Genomic DNA, 21873 nt, shown 5'->3' with positions numbered 1-21873 from the left:
GGGAGCCGGGCTCTTAGTCGCGAGCGCCGAAGAAACGCCCCAACTGCTGCCGGGCAATCTGCCCTGCCTGGCGGCCGAGCTTCTGGGCGTTGCGGACGACCTTGGGGGCCTGCAGCTCGGAGGTTTCTTCTGCCTGTTTCTGGGCCTGGGCCCGGAGCTCTTCAGTCAGTGAGAGGGGCCGCACCCGATGGTGTTCGACCGTGGGCAGTTTCTCGGCTGCCTGCAGGCGGTGGTAGACCCGCGCGATGACCAGTTCGGCTGCGCCGGTAGCTCCTAGAGTCGCCGCTGCAATCAGCGCTGCTCGGGGCGAGCGCCCCTGCGTTGCACGTCGGGCTGCCCATAGAGCCAGGGCGCCGGAGGCACCGAGCTGGGCGGTGGCGTCCGCTGTGAGAAGCCAGGGGCGTTCCCTAATTTCCCGGCTCACGGTGCTGAGTGTATCGGTGCCGTTGGGGTAGGCGGTGACGCTCTCCTTGAAGCGCTCCAGCCCGTTCATATCGGGGGCGAATTTTCGGTAGCCCACGAACTCATCAAGGTGCACAGCCCCGGTGAGCACCTTCAGTAATTCTTCGGGAAGTTCGAGGGCATGGATTGTGGATTCCAGCCCGTCGGAGCTCTCGCAGTCCAGCACGTAGTTGGTCAGGCGGTTAGCGGTTTGCTCATCGAGCCCGTAGAGCCAGATAAGCTGTTCGAGCTGGTCACGGGCGGCTAGTTCCCTGAACGGTGCCGGGAGTAGGCCCGGCAGACTCCAGACCAGGTTGCCCACTTCGCTGGAGACCCGTTCAAGGGCAGAGCCGATTTTTGTGAGGGGCGACCAGCTAAAAGTCAGCACGGTACCCACCAGCCCCGAGTCGGGAGTGCCCATGACCTGGTTGACCCAGTCGGTGACGCTACCGGTTTCGGGGCCGGTGGAATCGGCCGGGAGCACGAAGGTCAGGTTCTGACCGAAGAGGGTCTGCTCAGCCACAATCGAGGGCACGTTCATGGCTTCAAGCAGGTTGGCCAGGGTGCGGGGGTCGGCGGTAAGCAGCGACCAGCCCTTATCGGCAGGTGCCGCCTCAACCTCACCTGCCATGAGCTCAGGCTGCATGTAGGTGGCAAGGTCAGCCATCGACAGTTCCACCAGCGCAGCACTCACCCCGTGCGGGTCAAGGCTCAGGGAATCGGTGCCCTGGGAGAAGGACGCCAGATGGTAGTCCTCCCCCGGCTTTTGGGGCAGCAGGTCAGCAACACCCGGGAAGAGGGCGTCCAGCTGATTCAGAAAGTCGTTCAGGGGCACACCGGGCAGCAGCACCCCGGTGCTGTCGGTTTCCACGGTGCGCAAGGACGCCTGCCCCGGCACCCGCTCGCACAGCACGAAGAGCTGGGCGCGGCGTCCGTCCGTCTCAAGGGCTGTCACCGTCGCCACCGACTCTAAATAGCCCGCTAGCTGAGGGGTGATCTCCCAGTTCAGCTCTTCCATCGCGGCCAGAGCTTCTGGGGTGGGGTCGCCGGTCAGCGCCTGAAGTTCCTCTGCGGTGACCTCAGTAGGCACCTCTTCAGGCTCTGCCAGGGGCTCTTCGCTCCCCTGCTCCGCCTGCATAATCTGCTGAATCAGGTCATCGAACTTATCGGGGTCGGCAGCGAGCTCCTCAACGCTCTTGATGTCATCCTCGGTGTACTCATAGCTCTGGTCAGCGCCCTGAGCCTGCTCCCGAATCATGCCGATAATGCTCTCAAGCTGATCCCGCACCTGCTGCTCAACGTCAGCAGGTGCGGCAAGCTGCTCGCTGGCGTCCGCCCCATGCTGAGTATCAGACGCGCCACTGTAGAGAGCAGGCACTAGCTCCCGCCAGCTCCCCCAGGGCTGGGCACGATCAATGCGCAGACGCACCCACAGCACATCAGAACCCACACCCTCCCCCTGGAAGGTACCCTGCTGGGCGGGGTCACGGTGTGATTCAGTCATATGCTTACAATCCTTCTCAACGCTTCATCAAACGGGCAGAGCTCTGCCCCGGGCTACATGACGCAGGGGTAACTAGCGTGCAGGTGAATCGCTAGAGAACTCGTACACGGCCCCGGTCTGCAGGGCACGGAAAGCCTGCTGCAAACGGTAGGCCTGCCCCTGATCAAAGTAGTTACCCAAATCTTCAGGTGCTACCCATTCATAAGCGGTCAGCTCTTCTTCTTGCAGGGTAATCACCGCATGGGCAGGAAGTACACCGGCGTCATAAATATAGCTGGTTGAATCGCCCCAAATGCCCATCTGCAGGCCGTGGAAGATCACCAAAAGACGGCCCGGCTCAAGGGTAAGGCCAACTTCCTCAGCCACTTCACGGAAGCAGGCTGGCTGCGGAGCTTCGCCCGCCTCAACGGTACCGCCCGGGATAGTCCAGCCGTCCTTATAGTTAGGCTTGACCAGAAGCATCTGCCCCGCTTCATTCCGAATCACAGCACCGGCCGCCAGACGACGGGTGGGCAGGCTTTCAATAAAAGCCTTCAGTTCTTCTTCAGGCAGATAAGAATCAACCACGGTACTGCTCCTTCTCAACGGGCGGTTACTACACCCAATGTACCGCGCCAGACCACAGCGTAAAAGGCAGAGGGGCCCTTGCACTCTCTCAGCAGAACTGTCCCCTGCCCCAAGCGTCCTTAAAACCACAGGGCGGGGGTAAGCCAGCTACTTACCCCCGCCCTATCGGCAGGTTTTACTTGAGGAACTTCTCGAAGCCCTTAGGCAGGTTCAGATCCTCAGGCTTTACGTCCTGGGTCTGCTGGCCGAAGGCCGAGCCCAGAGCAGCCTGCTGCTTAGCTGCAGCTGCCTGCTCCTGCTGGGCGCGCTTTGCCGGGTTGCCGGAACGAGCTTTCTGCTTGCCCTTACCCTTGCCCTTGTTCTTGCGGGCAGCACCACCGGCAGCAGCCATGCCGGGCATCTGCATGCCTCCGGGCATACCGGCCATATTGCCGCTAGCCAGCTTCTTCATCATCTTCTGGGCCTGGGCAAAACGCTCCATGAGCATGTTGACCTCAGAAACGGTCACACCGGCACCCTTAGCGATACGGGCACGGCGGGAGCCGTTAATAATCTTGGGAGCTACGCGCTCATGCGGAGTCATGGAGCGAACAATAGCCTCGACGCGGTCAATTTCCTTCTCGTCGAAGTTCTCCAGCTGCTGACGAATCTGAGCTGCACCCGGCATCATCATGAGCAGCTTCTTCATAGACCCCATCTTGCGAATCTGCTGCATCTGGGCCAGGAAGTCCTCAAAAGTAAAGTCTTCTTGATCAACGAACTTCTTGGCCATGCGGTCAGCTTCGGCCTTATCCCAGGTCTGCTCGGCCTGCTCAATCAGGGTGAGCACATCACCCATATCGAGAATTCGGCTGGCCATGCGGTCAGGGTGGAACTGCTCAAAATCGGTGACGTTTTCACCGGTTGAGGCGAACATAATGGGCTTGCCGGTCACAGAGGCAACCGACAGGGCCGCACCACCGCGGGCGTCACCGTCCAGCTTAGAGAGCACAACGCCGGTGAAGTCGACGCCCTCGTTGAAGGCGTTAGCGGTATTGACGGCATCCTGACCGATCATGGCGTCGATGACGAAGAGAACTTCGTTCGGTTCAATAGCGTCACGGATGTCGCGGGCCTGCTGCATGAGCTCGGCGTCGACGCCCAGGCGGCCTGCGGTATCGACAATGACCACATCGTGCAGCTTGGCGCGGGCCTCAGCCACACCGTCACGGGCTACCTGCACGGGGTCGCCGGTGGGAACGTCGAATTCGCTGGTGACGCCGGGGTGCGGGGCGTAGACGGGTACGCCAGCGCGCTCACCCACCACCTTGAGCTGATTGACGGCGTTGGGGCGCTGAAGGTCGGAGGCCACCAGCATGGGGGTGTGGCCCTGCTTCTTGAGCCAGTGGGACAGCTTACCGGCCAGGGTGGTCTTACCGGCGCCCTGCAGACCGGCCAGCATGATGATGGTGGGGCCGGTCTTGGCCATGTTGATACGGCGGGTCTGGCCACCCAGAATGTTGACCAGCTCTTCGTTGACGATCTTGACGATCTGCTGGGAGGGGTTGAGGGCTTCGGAGACCTCGGCGCCCAGGGCGCGTTCCTTGATGTGGGAGGTAAACTCGCGGACGACGGGGACGGCCACGTCGGCATCCAGCAGGGCACGGCGGATCTCGCGTACTGTAGCGTCAATATCTGCTTCGGTCAGCTTGCCTTTGCCGCGCAGGTTTTTGAAGGTTGCTGTCAACCGGTCTGAGAGTGAATTAAACACGGGCTGTGCACTACTTTCGTGGCTGGATGGGCGTCGCGGGCTTAGAGGGGCCCGCTAACAAATTTAAGAATCAGCTATTAAGAATAACGTATGTGGGTAAGAAGCTGCCGGGTTTGCGCGGTTGAGAGTCAGAATCCCTGTTTCTACACTTTCGCCGGTTTTCAACGGCTAAACCGTCGAAAACCGGCGAAAAAGTGGAAACTTGGGAGTTGAACCTACTCCTTGACCCAGCCTGCGTTGATGTAAGCGGACGGATTGGGGTAGGGGCGGGCGAAGAGGAAGGCACCATAGTTGGCCAGGGTGGTCTTGCAGAACCAGATTTCGGGGCCGTTGATGATGGGAATCATGGTGGCAACCTCTGCCATGTGTTTCTTCTCGATTTCATTAGACAGGGCGTTCCGCTCTTCCATTGATTCGATGGTGCGCAGGCGCTCACACATCGCATCGATTTCGTCAGTGCCGATGCCGTTGTAGGTGGCTGAGTGGTAGAAGTACTCTGCCGAACCTGATGCGTCTTCACCCAGGATGCCGTAGCCGGAGAAGGTCACGTCATATTCCTTGTTACCAATGACAGTGGAGAAGTTTGCGTCGGGCTGGTTATCAATGTTGCATTCGATACCGGCAGCCTTCATCTGCTGCACGATGGTCTGGGCGGTAGCTGATGAAACCGGGTCATCGCTGAAGGTGGTGATGGCAAACTTGGCGTTGCCTGAGGAGTTGGCCAGGTAGTCACCGTTTTGGCTGTAGCCCGCATCGGTCAGGATCTTCTTGGCTGCCTCTGCACCGGTTTCGGTTGGGTAGTTGTCCTGGTAGTCGATGGCGAAGGGCATGAGCATCATGGAGCCGGGTACTTCTTCGGTCCAGTTCAGGCCGTTGAAGCGGACGGCTGCGCGGGCTGCGGAGGCTTCCATCTGGCGGAAGGTGATGCGGTCAAGCAGGGGCTTTTCGCCCCACCAGTTCTCGTTGGGCACAACAGTGAGCACCTTCTGAGCGGAGTCCCAGTTATCGACCTTGTAGGGGCCGGAGAGGTAGTCGTTGTTGATGGTATCGAGCAGGCCGTCGTTGAAGATTGCGGGGTCTTCCATGGCGGGGTGTACCAGGCCGGTGCCGAAGAGACCCTCGATGGGATAGTAGGGTTCAGTCATGGTGATCTTAACCGAGAAGGCATCGCCGTCTTCTTCGATGGATGCAATGTGGGCGTAGACGCCGGGGTCTACGATGTTGTAGCCCTCTTCGGTGAGGGTCTTGTGGGTCACTTGCAGGGCCTTGACGTCCACGGGGTGCCGTCGTTGAACTTTGCCTGGGGGTTGAGCTTGATGGAGATGGTCTGTACGCCGTCGGTTTCGCTCACTTCGTAGGCGGTGCAGTAGTCGGTATTGATGCTGCACTCGCCCAGGGCGTTGGTCTTCCACAGGCTGTGAGCAGGCCGGTCATGCCGGCGACGCCCGAGACAATGAAGAAGGACCTGCGGTTGAGGTTAATACGTGCAGTCATAATGCCATCCTTAGATAAGCAGAACTTAATGTTCGCCACACCTTTTCTGTGATTGAGACTACCCTAGCAGGTAATTCATGCCACTGTAACTCTTTTTAAACCCGTATTTCGCATAACGGCCCCGTAAGTGCTGAGTATTTTTATCAGAAATAGATTAGCTTCTCTAAATTTTTCTGATGTTTTCAGCATCTTCAGAGCTCCTCCCCCGGCCACCAACCTACAAGCCTGACAGCATACGGAGATAACGCCCCAGATTAAACAAACAACTTGCCCCACCACCTGTATCAGGCGACGGGGCAAGTCAGGGGTTACCCTAGGAGATTTCTAGGCTGGACAGTTTAGCTCTTCATCCAGCCAACGCGGGACCATGAGTTGGGGTTGCTACGGGGGCTACCAAACATAGCAGCACCGTAGTTAGCCAGCTTGGTCTTGCAGTAGTGGATATCGGGGCCGTTGAAGACAGTACCGAGGGTTGCAAACTCGGCCATGAACTTCTTTTCGATCTCGTTGCACTTTGCGTTACGCTCAGCGTCGTCCTCAATCTTTTCCATCTCGGCGATCATGGCGTCAATTTCCTCGGAGCCTGCGGCACCGTCGAGGTTGGACGAGTGGTAGTACTGGCGAGTGGCGCTGGTCGCGTCAGAGCCAACAGTGTAACCAGAGAAGGTCATGTCGTACTCCTTGTTACCGACCACCGATGCGAAGTTTGCGTCGGGCTGCTGGTCGATGGAGCACTCAATACCGATGGTCTTCATCTGCTCAATCATGGTCTGAGCCAGGGCAGCTGACCCGGGGTCATCACCGAAATTGGTCACGCGGAAGCTGGCGTTTTTGCCGTCCTTAGAGTAGTAATCGCCACTCTTGGTGTAACCGGCATCTTCCAGAATCTTCTGGGCCGCCTCGACACCGCGCTCGGCAGGGTAGTTGTCCTGGTAGTACTCAGAAACAGGCAACAGAAGCATAGAGCCCGGAGTCTCCTCGGTCCAGTTCAGACCCTGGAAGCGGATATCTGAGAGGGCCTTTCGATCGGTACCTGCAAAGATAGCGCGACGCAGGGCGACATCCTGGATACGGGCGGGGTTGAGGTTCAGACCGCCAGAGAAGAGGCGCAGGGAACGACGGGGCTCAGCGTCGGCAGTACCCTCAACATCCTTGTAGGCCGCCAGGGTACGGGCACCCACTGCATCAATCTCGCCGTTGCGGAAAGCTGCACGGGCTGCGGTAGCCTCCATCTGACGGAAGGTAATACGCTCTAGCAGAGGCTTATCCCCTAGCCAGTTTTCGTTAGGCACAACCGAGAAGCGTTTTTCAGCTGAGTTCCACTCTTCAAGCTTGAAGGGGCCAATACCGTAGTCCGGGTTGGGGTTGTCGGTCCAACCGTTGTTGAAGACCTCGGGATCAGCCATGGCCGGGTGCAGAACAGAACCGAAGAGGCTATCTGCTGGGTAAAACGGTTCTGCCATCTTTACGACGACAGTGAAGGGATCGCCATCTTCTTCAATGGATTCAATGAACTCATACATACCGGAGTTAACGATGTTGTAATCACCCTCAGTAGACTTGAAGACGTTCCATGAGGTGCGGAGGGCCTCGATGTCGATGGGGGTGCCATCGTTGAACTTAGCGTTGGGGTTGAGCTTCACACGGATAGTCTGAACGCCATCTACGGTTTCTGCCTCGTAGCTTTCGCAGAAAACAGGGTTAACGGTACCTTCACCCACGAAGTCTGACTGCCACAGACCGGTCGCCATATTGGCATGAGTAGTAGACAGTACTAGAGCGTTATCAGCAGCATTACCATTTTGCGAGGTGATATTGAAGTCAGGACCAAGGGTTAAGACTGGCAAGGTGAGAGTGCCGCCCTGTTGCAGATTAGCGACGTCCTGCTCATTGATTTCGACCTTAATTTCATCACCGACTGCTGCCATGCTGGCAGTTGCAGCGCTGGTAGTGTTGGAGCCTGAGCCACCGCAAGCGGTTAGCAGGCCAGTGGTTCCCAGAATACCGGTACCCCAGAGCAGGGTACGGCGGTTCAGAACTACATTCTTGTTCATTTTCTCTTCTCCTTTGTAAAGAGGGTGAGCAAAAGCGAATTTGAAGTGATTTCAATTACATACTATACATGTAATTTAGCTCATAGCAACTTCGTGTTCAGGATAATGACAGGCGTACTGGTGGTCCTCACTCGCTCGGCTTAGAACAGGCACATTCTCGGTGCAGTTCTTCTGCTTATCTTCAGGAAGAAGCTTGAAGATGGGGCAACGAGTTGCAAAAGCACAGCCCTCCGGTGCATTCACGGGGGTGGGCAGGTCGCCTTCGAGCACAATGCGCTGGCGGTTGGCCTCTACCTCGGGGTCGGGCACAGGGATGGCAGAGAGTAGAGCCCGGGTGTAGGGGTGTACGGGGTTATCAAAGACCTCATCTACATTGCCAATCTCAACCACCCGGCCTAGATACATAACGGCCACACGGTCAGAGGCATGGCGCACCACAGCCAAATCGTGTGCAACCATTAGGTAGCTCAGCCCCAGCTCGACACGCAGCTTCTCCAGCAGGTTAATGACGCCCGCCTGAACAGAGACGTCAAGAGCAGAGACCGGCTCGTCGAGAGCCACCAGCTTGGGGTTGACAGCGAGCGCACGGGCGATACCGATACGCTGGCGCTGGCCGCCGGAGAACTGGTTGGGGAAGCGGTTGACGTGGTCGGGTTGCAGGCCGACGGTCTTCATCAGTTCAAGCACGCGCTTCTTGATGTCCTTGACGGCCCAGCCCTGGTTTTGCAGGGGCTCAGCCAGGATTTCGTAGACGGTGAAGCGGGGGTCGAGTGCGCCCGTTGGGTCCTGGAAGACCATCTGCTGGTTCTTGCGCAGGGCGTTGAGTTCGGAGCCGCGCAGGCCCTGCTTGTTGGAGACACCGGCGATGACGATTTCGCCGTCGATGTCCTTGGAGAATTCCATGATTTCGAGCAGGGTGGTGGTTTTGCCGCAGCCTGACTCGCCCACGATGGAGAAGCACTCACCTTCGCGGATATCGAAGCTGACGCCGTTGACGGCCTTGACGGTGCCCACACGGCGCTTGATGAGGGCGCCCTTGGTGAGGGGGAAGAACTTCTTGACGTTCTTTACCTCAAGCACGCTGGCGCGCTCTTCGCGGGGTACGCTATCGAGGGCAGAGACGGGGATGGGGGGCACGGGGAACATCTGCTCAGGACGTTCGTTGACGAACTTCTCTGCGTACAGGCAGGCTGAGCGGTGGTTCTCGCCGGTACCGGCAATCAGCTTGAGCTCCGGCTCCTGGGTGAGGCAGGCGTCCGTAGCCACCGGGCAGCGGGCTGCGAAGGAGCAGCCCACCACGGGCTTGAGCAGGTTGGGCGGGGTTCCCTCAATCGGCACCAGGGAGGTCTTTTCCTTGCGGTCTACTCGGGGCACGGCGCCGAGCAGGCCGATGGTGTAGGGCATGGAGGGCTTCTTGTAGAGATCGGCAGCTGCGGCGTGTTCCACGGCTTTGCCCGCGTACATGACCATGATTTCATCGGCCATGCCGGCCACGATTCCCAGGTCGTGGGTAATCATAATGGTGGCAGCGCCGGTCTCCTCTTGAGCCTTCTGCATGACTTCAAGAACCTGCGCCTGGATGGTAACGTCCAGCGCGGTGGTGGGTTCATCGGCAATCAGTACGCGCGGCTCGTTCGCAATGGCCATAGCGATCATGACGCGCTGACGCATACCGCCAGAGAACTCGTGGGGGAAGGACTTGAGACGGCTCTCGGGTGAGGGAATGCCGACCAGACGCAAGAGCTCCACGGAGCGAGCCTGAATAGCCTTATCGCTCATACCCTTGTTGTGGGCCTTGAGTACCTCAGCCAGCTGGTGGCCGATGGTGAAGACCGGGGTGAGGGACGACAGCGGATCCTGGAAGACCATGGAAATCTCTTTGCCACGGTAGTCGCACATCTGCTTATCGGTAAGACCCAGCAGTTCGGTGCCGTTGTACTTGATGGAACCGGTGATGTCTGCGGTGGCGGGGTGTAGGCCCATGATGGCCATCGAGGCAACCGACTTACCTGAGCCGGATTCGCCCACGATACCCAGTGTCTTGCCCGCATAGAGATCGAAGTCAATGCCGCGCACCGCGTGCACAATACCGTTTTCGGTATTGAACTTTACGTTGAGGTCTCTAACGCTCAGTACTGGTGTAGTGCTCATTTACTTCTTCTTTTTCTTAACTTTGCCAACGGACAGGGAGGTGGGATCGAAGGCGTCACGCAAGCCGTCGTTCATCAGGGCCAGGGGGCCAACCAGTAGGAAGAAGAACAGCAGCGGAATCCAGAACATCCAGGGCAGGGTGTTGATCTGACTTGAAGCCTGGGCGATGAGTGACCCCAGTGAGAAGTTGGGGTATTTCACGCCGATACCGATGAAGGTGTACGACACTTCAGCCAGAATTGCAGCGGTGATACCGCGAGTGAATTCAAGCACCATCAGGGAGCCGATGTTGGGTACCAGGTGACGCCAAACAATCTTGAGGGGGTGCACGCCCATGTAGCGGGCTGCCTTGACGTAGTCGCGGGAGATGAGCGACATGGCCATGGCTCGGATGACACGGGCGGTGTACATCCAGCTGAAGATCAGGAGCACGATGGTCAGGATGAGCCAGCCGGGCAGGTTATCGCGGATAGCCTGACCACCAGCACCGTTGATGACGATAGCTACAACCAGCAGGCTGGGTGCCATAATCAGGGTTTCGAGGACGAACAGCATGGTCTTGTCGATCTTGCTACCGAAGTAGGCCATGACACAGCCGTAGACAGCAGCAAAGATGACGGAGACACCGCCCACGATTAGACCGATAAAGACCGAGGTGCGGACAGCTTCAACCATCTGGGCGTAGAGGTCTGTACCTGCGCTGGTAGTGCCAAACCAGTGTTCGGCGCTGGGGCCGGTGGAGATGTAGAAGGGATCAATAGTAGTGGTATCCCATTTAGAGAGGAGACCGCCAAAGAGACCGAAAGCTATCACCAGCAGCAGAACGACCAGGCCAAAGACCGCGGTCTTATTGCGCATAAAGCGGCGGAAGATAATCTTCTTCTTGCTGATGATATCGAAGTCAGCGTTAGTCTGATCGACCCTCGTGATAATACCGGTGAGGTTGTTGTGGTCGATGGAAGGTGAATTGCTCATGAGATCCTCACTCGGGGATCGACGATAGTGGTGGCGATATCAGCAATGATGGCGCCAACTGCAAAGATGAAGGAACCGTAGGCCAGGGTAGCTACTGCCGCGTTGACGTCCTGAGCACCAATTGCCTGAACCGACCAAAGACCGATACCTGGCCAGGCGAAAATAGCCTCGGCAAAGAAGCCACCGGTAAAGATCGCAGGGACGGTATAGGCGATGGACTGGGCTACCGGAATGAAGGAGACACGCAGGGCGTGGCGTCGAATAGCCTGGTTTCGGGTGAGGCCCTTAGCACGTGCGGTACGGACGAAGTCAGCGTTGACGCTATCGAGTAGGTACTGGCGCTGGGAAATCTGATAGCCGCCCCAGCTCATAATCGTGATACAGAAGGTGGGCACAATGTAGTGGGCTGCAAGGTCTACCCAGTACTCGACGCTGCCCGGTGTGAGACCCGGCGAGGAAATACCGGTCACGAAGAAGATGCGCTCCCCCGCTGCACTGTTGATGGCCACAGCCCCCAGCTGGACCAGGAAGTAGGCGATGGGGGCAGGCAGGATGTAGACCAGGTAGGAGTAGCCGGTAATCACACGGTCAGAGAACTTGTACTGACGGGCTGCTGAGTAAACGCCCAGTGCCACGCCGATGATGAGAGAAAGAATGACGGCGACCAGGTAGAGGCGGGTTGATACCCACACACGCTGACCGAATTCAGCGTTAATGTAGGCCCCATTGGGGCTGCGTCCCCAGTCCCAGTGCAGAACAACGTTGGTCAGCCACTGGACGTAGCGGTCCCAGGCGCTCATGGTGGGGTCGAGGTTCAGGGCTGCGAAGTTGCGCTGAACCTGCTCCGGTGAGGGGCGGGGAATGCGTTCCTGTTCGAGCAGGGCGGGGTTCAGTGAGGTAACGGCAAGGAAGTAGCCACCGGTCGTCGTTAAGAAAATCATGACGGCGTAGGTAGCTGCTCGCCTCAGCAGATACTTAATCATGAGGCGAACTCTTTCTGGGTAACGAACATTGTGTGTGAGCCTTTACAGATACTGCCAGGCTTGTGATGCCCAACATATACTGACGTGTTGAGTTGAGTATATTTAGTCGCACCCGTCACATCAAGTTGGACAACACACCGCTCGTCCGCTGCAAAGAGTCGGCGAAACGTAGCCGAAATAATCCACGCATTAAAAATGCCCGAGAATACACGGGCGCAGCCTTCGCCGCTTCCCCGCTTAAGCCTGATTCTGCAGTTTCTACCGCTCTAAAACTTTAAAAACATTAAACATTCACCCCGGTTTTTCTCACATATCAGTTCACCCTTGTTGAACAACCGCCTCGCCCCCCCTATCACCCAGACACAGTAAAACCTGAGGGCCCCTGACGTTACAGGGGCCCTCGGGCTTCTAACAGGCCGGTAAGTCTTTATCTAGCCCAGGTCAATATCGAGGAGAATCGGGGTGTGGTCCTGGCGCGGGCCTGAATCAATCATCTCTGAGGCTCGCACCTTCTCAGCGACCCGGTCTGATACCAGCCAGTAGTCAATGCGCCAGCCGGTGTTGTTGATCTTGGAGGTGCGGGAGCGCTGGGCCCACCAGGTGTAGGCTCCGGTGACGTCCCCGTGCAGGTGGCGGAAGGTGTCGGTAAAGCCCCGGGAGAGAATCTGGGTGAAGCCCTCGCGCTCTTCGTCTGTGAAGCCGGGTGAGCGGCGGTTAGCCTTGGGGTTGGCCAGGTCAATTTCGGTGTGGGCAACGTTGAAATCGCCGGTTGCAAGCACAGGTTTAGTGGAGTCCAGGCCGGCAAGATAGTCGGCGTAGAGGCGGTCCCAGACCTGGCGGTCAGGCAGGCGGCGCAGGCCGTCCGAAGCGTTGGGGGTGTAGACCTGGGTGACGTAGAAGTCCTCAAATTCCAGGGTAATCATGCGCCCTTCGGCGTCCATGGTGGTGGGGGCAGAGAGGCGGGGGTAGGTGACGGTGGGCTCCAGCTCCTGCTTGTAGAGGAACATGGTGCCCGCATACCCCTTGCGGGCGGGTTCGTCGGAAGATACCCAGGCAATCTTGTAGTCGGGGAAGTAGGCGTGCAAGGCTTCGAGATGCTTCTTGGTGGGCCCCTTAGCCGAGAGCTTGGTTTCTTGCAGGGCAAGGACGTCGGGGTTCAGCAGAGCGATGGAAGCAAAGACATCGCGGGAGAGCAGGGCACGGGCCGACTCACTGGTGAGTGCAGCATTGAGTGAATCAACATTCCAGGAGACAAGTTTCATGCCCCCTAGTCTACCCGGCGCTCCCTTACCGCCGCCGTCCTGCCCTCGTCCGCCCCCCTCCCTGCTAAATCTCCTGCCTAGCCCGCAAAAGGTAAGGGCAGGCCCACGAAACCGTGGGTCTGCCCTAGATGTGTATGCCTCTTGTGTTTAGATGGCGGAGACGCCGCGTTCTCCGGTGCGGACCCGAACCACCTCGTCCACAACTCCCTCTAGTTTTTAGCGAAGGTACCGGAGGTGCCGCTCGACATGGCGTAGGCGGTTTCGGCGTGCTGGGCCAGGTCGATACCCTGGACCTCCTGCTTCTCGCTAACCCTGAAGCCCATGCTGCGGTGAATCGGGATCACGATCAGCAGGGTCACAACCGCGCAGTAGGCCATAGAAATCAGGGTTGCAACGGTCTGGGTGACCAGCAGGCCTAGACCGCCACCGTAGAAGAGACCGGCGGTTCCGGTGGCCGGGGTTACGATAAAACCAAGGGCCGAGGTGATGGCTACCAGGCCAGAGACCAGGCCGGACGCCGCACCCAGTGAGGTCACGTGGCCGTCGCGGATTCGTTCAAGCAGGGCCCAGCCGAGCATGGCAGCAGCCGGAGCAGCAAGAGTGTTGACCCAAATCAGACCTGCCTGGGCGCCGTCCGCCGCCGCCCCACACCATGAAAGCCAGGGGCAGTAGACCAGGGTGAGCCAGAGGGGCACGAAGATGCACCAGGCGCCGAAGCGGGCGCGGTCTGCGATAGACCCTGAGATGATAGCCACCGCGATAATGGCGAAGGTGGAGCTGAAGGCTACCGAAAGGAGGTTGGTGCCGCCGTCCGCAAGCGTAGCTGATAGGCCAAAATCGTTGAAGGGCGAGCCGACGATGTCGTTGATGAGGGCGTATCCCCCGCTCATGCTGTAGCCCCAGAGCACCCAGCACACGCCGACGAGGCCCATTGAGATGACCGACATCATCATCATGTTGAGTGCTGACTTGGCTCGCGTCATACCGCTGTAGAAGAGAGCGAGACCCGGTGTCATAAACAGAACAAGTGCCGCGGCGACCACGGTCCAAACATCACTGGTGGTGAGTTCCATACCTGTTACCCCTTTCAAAACCCGTATAGAAAACCTGTGTGCCGGTAGACCGGCTCTTGGTGTGTTGACAGGTTCTATTGTTCTCTGCGCGTGTTTCGGCTGCTTGCGCCTGGAGTTTCGCCCCCCGGTTACAGGTGCCCTCCCCGTGTTGCGGGTACGAAAACAGGGGTTACGGGGGTGTTTCGGGCAGTAACGGGCAGGTTACCGGCGCTCTAGGTGGGCATGAAAAAACCGGGGGAACTGTTTGGAACAGTTCCCCCGGTTCCTCGATGAACTCGAGATGTGCTTTAGTCAAGGAGGGCGTCAACGAAGGCACCGGGCTCGAAGGGTGCCAGGTCGTCGGGGCCTTCGCCCAGGCCGATAAGCTTGACGGGCACGCCCAGCTCTTCCTGGATAGCGACCACAATGCCGCCCTTTGCTGAGCCATCGAGCTTGGTCAACACGATGCCGGTAATCTGAACGACCTCGGAGAAGACCTTGGCCTGAATCATGCCGTTCTGGCCGGTGGTGGCGTCAATGACCAGAAGAACCTCGGTGACCGGGGCTTCTTTCTCGACCACGCGCTTGATTTTACCCAGCTGGTCCATCAGCCCGGCCTTGTTCTGCAGGCGTCCGGCGGTGTCAATCATGACGGTATCGACGCCGCGGGCCTTGCCCTCGCGGATAGCTTCGAAGGCAACGGAAGCTGGGTCGGCGCCGTCCTTATCGGAGCGGACGGTATCGACCCCTACGCGGTCACCCCAGGTCTGGAGCTGGTCGGCAGCCGCCGCGCGGAAGGTGTCGGCGGCACCCAGCAGGAGGTTCTTCTCTTCAGCGACCATCACGCGGGCCAGCTTGCCCACGGTGGTGGTCTTACCTACGCCGTTGACGCCAACGACCAGCACGACGCCGGGGTTGCCGTCTGTGCCGTCCAGGGCCAGGGAGCGGTCGGTATCTTCACCCACGATTGAAAGAAGTTCCTCACGCAGCATCTGCTTGACGTGGGCGGGATTCTCAGTGCCCTCCACGCGCACACGCTGCTGCAGGGCCTCCACCAGGCGGGCTGAGGGCTCGGCACCCAGGTCTGCCAGCAGCAGGGTCTCTTCGACCTCATCCCAGACGTCCTGGTCAATCTTGTCGCGGGACAGCAGGGCCAGCAGGCCCTTACCCAGCAGGTTGTTGGAGCGTGAAAGGCGGGCGCGCAGGCGCACCAGGCGACCCTGGGCGGACGCCGGACGCTCGATAGTGGTGACCGGCCCGTCAGCGCTGTCTGCGGGGAGGTCATCGGCATCGCGGGTGCCCTCGTAGCCTTCCTTAGGGGCCTTAGGGCCGCGCAGCAGAACCGCGAGCACGCCACCTAGAATCAGCACACCGAGAAGTATGTACACAATGAGAGTTAGAGAATCATTCACCCTTCTAGCTTGCCATATTCTCCCCGCACCATACAGCCCCAGCGATGGGAGTAGAATGCACTTCTGCACACTGCCACCCCACACCGGCGGACATTGTGAGCTAAGATACTTTTCAGACAGATACACGCAGCATAGAAGCAGCAGAACACAAGCGCATGAGCAACCACATTCCCACCCCCTCCATGGACACCGGGGCCATCCCCATCATCCCCGAATCGGTACGGCAGGAAAGCCGCAGCCAAAAGCCCCGCGCCACCGAAACCGTCAAGGTGCCGACCCAAATTAAGGTCCTGATTGCCGCCTCATTCCTGATCGCCCTCGGCTATGGCCTGGTAGCCCCCGTGCTCCCCGGCTTTGCCCGCAGCTTCGATGTGGGAGCCATGGCAGCAACCTTCGTCGTCTCAGCCTTCGCCCTCTCGCGCCTGGCCTTTGCACCGGCGTCCGGGCGCCTCATCTCCCGCTTCGGCGAGCGCCGCATCTACTCAGCGGGCCTCATTATTGTGGGGCTGGGTTCCATCGGAGCCGGACTTTCAGTTAACTACCCCATGCTCATTGCCTCCCGCATTGTGGGCGGCACCGGCTCGGTCATGTTCACCGTGGCCGCCATGGGTATCTTGGTGCGCAACTCACCCCCGACGATTCGGGGTAAGGTCTCGGGCTACTTTGCTACGTCCTTCCTACTGGGCAATATTTTGGGGCCCGTGCTGGGGGCAGCGGCCTCGTCCCTGGGTATGCGGGTACCCTTCTTTGTCTATGCGGCAATGCTCCTGTGCGCTGCCCTGGTAGTGCTCACCCAGCTCAAGGACGAGCCGCAGGAGGTCAACCTCAACACCCAGGGTATTGCCGTACCCAAGCCCGAACTCAAGCTGGCCGACGCCCTGAAGTTCACCAACTTTAAGGCAGCCCTCGTGACCAACCTGGCGGTAGGGTGGAGCGTCTTCGGCCTACAGTCCACGGTAGTTCCCCTCGCCGCCGTAGCCCTCCTAGCTAACTTGCACGCCGGTGAAGCCGGCTACGACGCCGCCGTTGCCGGAGCCAAGCTGGCAGGTTTCACCCTGGCTACCTACGCTGCCGGTAACGCCCTGATCCAGATTTATTCGGGCAAGATGGGCGATAAGATCGGCCGCCGCCCCATGGTCTTTTCCGGGCTGATTCTGGCAGGTATCGTCACCATCGTCTTTGGCCTAATCACTAACCCGGTTGTCTTTGTGGGGGCAGCCGTACTTCTGGGCATCGCCTCAGCCCTGCTCGGCCCCTCCCTGCAGGCTGCTGTCTCAGATATTGTGGGCAACAAGCGCTCAGGTGGCCAGCCCCTGGCCTACTACCAGATGGTCTCAGACATCGGCCTGATCGTCGGCCCGCTCGTAGCTGGCTTTATCATCGACGCCTGGGGCTTCTTCCCCGCCTTTATCGTGGCCGGTGCCCTACTTCTTCTTGCGGCTATTGGCTGGTTCCCCGGCTACCGCCCCAAGTTCCCGGCAGACATAGCCGACGAAGGCTACACCGGCAAGTAGCTACCCTAGTCCGCTAGGCGGTGCGAGAGCACGCTTGAAACCCCCTGCCGCATGGTGATGCCGTAGAGGGTATCGGCCTGGGCCATGGTGCGCTGGTGGTGGGTAATCATCAGCAGCTGGGACTTCTCCCGCAACTGCCCCAGCACCTCCAGCAGACGGCCCAGGTTACGGTCATCAAGCGCCGCTTCTACCTCATCGAGCACATAGAAGGGGGCAGGGCGGGCCATAAAAACCGCCAGGAGCAGGGCCAGGGAGGCCAGGGTGCGCTCGCCGCCAGAGAGCAGGGAAAGACGGGTGACCTTCTTACCGGCCGGTGTCACTCGGATGTCAAGCCCGCTGTGCTCAAGGTCGTTAGGGTCTGCCAGCACCAGTTCGGCCTGGCCGCCGGGAAAGAGCAGGGCGAAAATCCGGCTGAACTCCACCTGCACATCGGCCAGAGCCCGGCTGAAAGAGGTTTCAATCTGGTCGGTTACGTCCTTCATCACGGCCCGCAGGTCTGCCCGCGAGGTCTTGATGTCTTTAATCTGCTGGCGCAGGTAGCTATGGCGTTGTTCGAGGGCCTCATATTCTTCAAGGGCTAGGGGGTTGATAACCCCCAGACGGGTCAGCTCTGCCTCGGCTGCCGCCAGGTCAGTCTCGATATCCTTCCGGGGCAGGTCACTGGCTTTGTGGCTCTCTAGCAGGGTCTCAAGGCTGAGCCCTAGTTCGCTATCTATCCGCTGGGTCAGGGCTTCCCAGCGGGCTTCAACGCGGGCGCCCTGGGCCGACGATTCAGCCTGCAGGGTCAGGGCGGCAGCCAGGGAGGTCTGGGCACCGGCCAGTTCTTCTCGGGTAGCGGTGAGCACCTGCTGGGCCTGCTCAGCGCGGGCCAGAGCCTTGAGGTGTTCCTCGTTCTCCTGGCTCTCCACCTGTTCGAGGGCCAGCGTCAGAGCCTGGGCGCAGACAGCTACCCTGCGGGCACGATACCCGGCGTCAGCGGCCTCTTGTTGGCGCAGCTGACGAGCCTCCTCAGCCTTTTCGAGGGCGTCCAGGGCTTCTTGGGCCTGGATGAGACGGGCTTGGGCGGCTTCCTCTTTTTCGCGGGCGTAGGTTGCTGTGGCCTCGGCGAGGGTTTTAGCTTCCTGGGCGTCAACCAGGGTTTTTTCTGCGGTGCGGACGGCCTCGCGCAGGGTAACGTTGTCTGCTTGGGGTTCCGTGCCGCGGGCCCGAGCCAGGGCCTCTTGGGCAGCCTCCACGTGCCGTTGGGTCTCTTTTTGGGCTTCTTCGGCGCGGGTGGCGGCTTCTTGCAGACGATCGAGGGCTGCCTGTGAGCTTTCTGCCCTACCGGTGAGGGTGGCAAGGTCTGCCCGGGCGGCAGCTAGCTGGGCCGTGAGTGAACCAGTGGTGCGGGCCTGGGCTTTTTCAGCCTCCTGAGCAGTCTTTAGTGCCTCTTCGGCCTGCTGGTGGGCACTCTCTGCCTGCTCCTGTTGCTGGGCAAGCTCTCGGAGGGTCTGCTGAGCTCGGGTGAGTTCAGCGTAGCGTTCAGTCAGGGGCCGCTCTTGGGAGGGGTAGAGCGTTGAGCCTGCGGTCAGCACGGTACCGTCGGGGGTCACAGCGCGGACGCCAGGGTGGGCAGCTACCAGGGCACGGGCGGCTTCCTCGTCGGGAGTCAGGTAGGTATCGGCGGTGAGCACGGCGAGGGCGCGACTGTGGGCCTGCGGTGCGGTCAGGACGTCCGCCAGCGGGCGGGCTTGATAAACCTCAGCTTGAGCTACAGATAATTCGCGCAGGTCAAACTGCTCAAGGTCACCCTCAAAGGAATACAGCTGGGTTACTCCAGTAGGCAGGGACTCACCGCTCGTCAGGGTGAGGGCTCTCAGATAGGGGCCCAGGGCAGCAGCCACAGCAGCCTGCCAGGTATCTTCAATCTCAAGTAGAGAAATAAGTTCCTGAGCCCCCTGCTCCAGGGCCTGCTGGCGGAGACCTTCACCCTCCCCACTTTTGGCATCATCATGCCGCCAGGCTGCCTCAAGGGCCTCGTAGCGGGCCCGAGCAGCATGAAGCTTTACCTGAACTTGATATAGCTCTTTGCGGCTGGATTCCACCGTTTCGCTCGCCTGCTGCCGCGCCCGACGCAGGTTTTCTTCTTCAGCTTCGGCCCGCTCTAGCTGCTCCCGGTAGCCGTTCACGGCCGCCTGGGCCCGCTCGGTATCAGCACCGGCTGAAGCCCCCTGCTCTTTAGCCTCGGCATACTCAGCTACTCGACGGGCGGCCTCTTCACCGGCTCGCTCAAAAGCTACGCGGGCGGTAGCCAGCTGGGCGGTGAGCTGCGACAGGTTCTCCTTATAGTCCCGCACCTGCTGATCTGCCGTAGCCAGTGCCTGCTGGGCTGCACTTTGCTCAGCCTGGGCCTTTTCCAGGGCAGAGTGGGCAGCGGTACGTTCTTCTTCAGCTGCTTTCCCCGCCTCCCGGGCCCGCTCAAGATTTTCTTCCTCCCGGGCACAGGCCTGTTGAGCCGAAACCAGGTGGGTGGCGGCGTCCTGGTCTTCTTCCTGGTGGTGGGAGGCGGACAAACGTTCAGCAGCCACCAGCTGGACCGTCTCCACCAGGTGGGCCACCTCTTTCAGGGAGGTACGGCGCTGGGTGACTTCATCCAGAGCCTGCTGGGCTACCTGCTGGGCCTCGGCCAACTCCCCCAGCTGCCCCTCGATGGCGCGGATGCGCTCCTGCGCCCGTAGGCGGGCAGCCTCAGCCTGTTGGCCAGCAGCCTGCTCGGCTACCCGCTCCTGCATCATGGCACGCGCGTCATGAGCCAGAAGATCAGCGGTCAAGCTGCGAACACGGCCCGCCACCTCGCTAGCTGCCCGAGCCGCGTCAGCCTGCTCCCGACGTCCTTCCAGCTGCTCAGCCAGCTCACCGGCTAGATCCTCCAGCCGGTCAAGATTGGTCTTCACATCATCAAGCATGCTCGCGGTCTTCGCCTGGCGCTTACGGTGCTTGAGCAAGCCGGCAGCCTGCTCAATCAGCTCGCGGCGGTCATCAGCGGTACCGTGCAAAATCTTATCGACCTGCCCCTGCCCCACCAGGGTGTAGTGCTCCCGACCCACACCGGCGTCCGCCAGTAGGTCCTGCACATCAGCCAGGCGGGCAGGCTCCCCGTTAATCTCGTACTCAGAACCACCGGCAGAAAACATGGTGCGCGAAAGCCGAATCTCAGCATGAGGCAACGGCAGGGCGCCGTCCTCGTTATCAATCACCAGCTCAACCCTGGCGCGCCCCAGCGCACCGCGGGAACCACCGCCAGCAAAAATGACGTCCTTCATGGCGCCACCGCGCAGCTGCTTAGCCCCCTGGGCGCCCATCACCCAGGCAAGGGCATCCACCACGTTCGACTTACCCGACCCGTTTGGCCCCACCAGCACATTCAAGCCGGGCTCAAACTCAAACACTGTAGCCGACGCAAAAGACTTGAAGCCGCGCACGGTCAAAGATTTTAGGTACATAGTGGTGGGCCCCATCGGTTGGGTAAGAACGGGTTTGGGTCGGCTTACCACTTTACCGCAGGCCCACGCCCCTGTTCGGTGTGAGATGAACCCGCGCCATCAATCACCCCACCTGCCCCGCCGGAGCATATTATTGAAAAAGTGCCCTGTTTCTTCAAAAACGGGCTTGCCCAAGTCCGCACTAAGGCTAGAAGAGTAGATTGACCGCTAATTCAGATATTCGCCACAAGAACGCCTCCCTGCTATCGGTAACCAAGGTGCTACCGCCGGAGGTCGTCACCAGCTCCTACTTTGACGAGCAGCTAGCGGCCACCTACAAACGACTCAAGATGCCCAAGGGCCTGCTGGAACGCCTTGCCGGTATTAGCGAGCGCCGCTCCTGGGGCCCGGCCATGCATTTTGAGGACGGCGCGGTGCAGGCTGCTGAGCAGGCTATCGCCCAGGCCGGTATCAGCAAGGAACAGATCGGGCTGATTATTAATACCTCGGTCACCCGCGATAATTTTGAGCCGGCAGTGGCCGTGGGTATTCACGACCGTCTGGGCCTGTCCCGCCACGCCCTGAACTTCGATATCACCAACGCCTGCTTGGGCTTCGTCAACGGTATTACAGTTGCCGCCACCATGATTGATGCCGGAGCTATCGACTACGCCCTGATTGTGGACGGTGAAGACCCCTCACCCTGGCACGCCACCGCCCTGCGCCAGCTCAACCGCCCCGATTCAACCCGAGACGACGTGCTGGCCCAGTTCGCCACCCTGACCCTGGGCTCGGGAGCCGCGGCCGCCGTCATTGGCCGCTCCGACCTGCACCCGACGGGCCACAAGATTATCGGTTCGGTCTCCCGCGCGGGAACCGAGCACCGCAACCTCTGCATTGGCGGTGAAGCCGACCAGGGGATGAATACGGACGCCGCCGGTCTGCTCAAGCACGGCCTGCAGCTGGTCGCTGAAGCCTGGGAAGAAGCCCACCAGAACGGCTGGGACTGGGGCAATATGCGCTCCTATGTAACCCACCAGATTTCTAACGCCCACACCAACGCGATTATTGAGGCCGTGGGTATCGACCGTGAGCGCATCCCCATGACCTTCCCGGTCTGGGGCAACGTGGCGGCAGCCGCCCTTCCCATGACCCTGGCTGAGGAAAGCGCCCACTTCGTAGCCGGTGACCGTATTCTCTGCATGGGTGTGGGCTCCGGTCTGAATACCGCTCTCATGGAAATCACCTGGTAG

Annotated in this window: 15 protein-coding genes; 2 read left to right on the top strand and 13 right to left on the bottom strand. The window is 59.9% G+C overall.

The features are described from left to right. Positions 1-13: 13 nt before the first annotated feature. The 12 genes from QM007_RS04610 to ftsY all read right to left on the bottom strand — a co-directional run bounded on the left by QM007_RS04610 (position 14) and on the right by ftsY (position 15645). A complete protein-coding gene (locus QM007_RS04610) occupies positions 14-1945 on the bottom strand; it encodes a hypothetical protein (RefSeq protein ID WP_283490760.1) in 1932 nt (643 codons plus the stop codon). Positions 1946-2017: 72 nt separating this feature from the next. Next, the gene (locus QM007_RS04605; RefSeq protein WP_283490759.1) at positions 2018-2512 is read right to left on the bottom strand and encodes an NUDIX domain-containing protein; all 495 of its coding nucleotides are present in this window, start codon (positions 2510-2512) and stop codon (positions 2018-2020) included. Positions 2513-2687: 175 nt separating this feature from the next. Beyond that, positions 2688-4262 carry a signal recognition particle protein gene (ffh, locus tag QM007_RS04600; protein ID WP_237209934.1) on the bottom strand — a complete coding sequence of 525 codons (1575 nt, stop codon included), beginning with the start codon at positions 4260-4262 and terminating at the stop codon, positions 2688-2690. A 215-nt stretch (positions 4263-4477) separates the two neighbouring features. Continuing rightward, entirely contained in the window at positions 4478-5539 is a 1062-nt protein-coding gene (locus QM007_RS04595; protein WP_283490758.1) for an ABC transporter substrate-binding protein, read from the bottom strand. Positions 5540-5609: 70 nt separating this feature from the next. Beyond that, complete coding sequence (locus QM007_RS04590) at positions 5610-5756, bottom strand: hypothetical protein (protein ID WP_283490757.1); 147 nt, start codon at positions 5754-5756, stop codon at positions 5610-5612. A gap of 338 nt (positions 5757-6094) precedes the next feature. After that, entirely contained in the window at positions 6095-7810 is a 1716-nt protein-coding gene (locus QM007_RS04585; protein WP_283490756.1) for an ABC transporter family substrate-binding protein, read from the bottom strand. A 75-nt stretch (positions 7811-7885) separates the two neighbouring features. Then, positions 7886-9961 (bottom strand): dipeptide ABC transporter ATP-binding protein, encoded by a 2076-nt coding sequence (locus tag QM007_RS04580; protein ID WP_283490755.1) that lies wholly within the window; start codon positions 9959-9961, stop codon positions 7886-7888. Continuing rightward, positions 9962-10936 carry an ABC transporter permease gene (locus tag QM007_RS04575; protein ID WP_283490754.1) on the bottom strand — a complete coding sequence of 325 codons (975 nt, stop codon included), beginning with the start codon at positions 10934-10936 and terminating at the stop codon, positions 9962-9964. Continuing rightward, entirely contained in the window at positions 10933-11919 is a 987-nt protein-coding gene (locus QM007_RS04570) for an ABC transporter permease (protein WP_283490753.1), read from the bottom strand. Before QM007_RS04570 ends, QM007_RS04575 begins: the two co-directional genes overlap by 4 nt. 431 nt (positions 11920-12350) lie before the next feature. After that, a complete protein-coding gene (locus tag QM007_RS04565; protein ID WP_283490752.1) occupies positions 12351-13181 on the bottom strand; it encodes an exodeoxyribonuclease III in 831 nt (276 codons plus the stop codon). A 209-nt stretch (positions 13182-13390) separates the two neighbouring features. Continuing rightward, positions 13391-14254 carry an ammonium transporter gene (locus QM007_RS04560; RefSeq protein WP_283490751.1) on the bottom strand — a complete coding sequence of 288 codons (864 nt, stop codon included), beginning with the start codon at positions 14252-14254 and terminating at the stop codon, positions 13391-13393. Between the two features lie 287 nt (positions 14255-14541). Continuing rightward, on the bottom strand, positions 14542-15645 hold the full coding sequence (gene ftsY / locus QM007_RS04555; RefSeq protein WP_283490750.1) for a signal recognition particle-docking protein FtsY: 1104 nt from the start codon (positions 15643-15645) through the stop codon (positions 14542-14544). 155 nt (positions 15646-15800) lie between these two features. On the opposite strand from ftsY, the gene QM007_RS04550 reads away from it, so the two are divergent. Beyond that, the gene (locus QM007_RS04550) at positions 15801-17159 is read left to right on the top strand and encodes an MFS transporter (protein WP_283490749.1); all 1359 of its coding nucleotides are present in this window, start codon (positions 15801-15803) and stop codon (positions 17157-17159) included. A gap of 5 nt (positions 17160-17164) precedes the next feature. On the opposite strand, the gene smc is transcribed toward QM007_RS04550, so the two are convergent. Next, complete coding sequence (gene smc, locus QM007_RS04545; protein WP_283490748.1) at positions 17165-20641, bottom strand: chromosome segregation protein SMC; 3477 nt, start codon at positions 20639-20641, stop codon at positions 17165-17167. 200 nt (positions 20642-20841) lie between these two features. On the opposite strand from smc, the gene QM007_RS04540 reads away from it, so the two are divergent. After that, positions 20842-21873: a 3-oxoacyl-ACP synthase III gene (locus QM007_RS04540; RefSeq protein ID WP_283490747.1), complete on the top strand. Its 1032-nt coding sequence runs from the start codon at positions 20842-20844 to the stop codon at positions 21871-21873.

The organism is Rothia sp. SD9660Na (genome assembly GCF_030064065.1).
Lineage (GTDB): Bacteria > Actinomycetota > Actinomycetes > Actinomycetales > Micrococcaceae > Rothia.
This window is presented reverse-complemented; position numbering and strand designations above follow the sequence as displayed.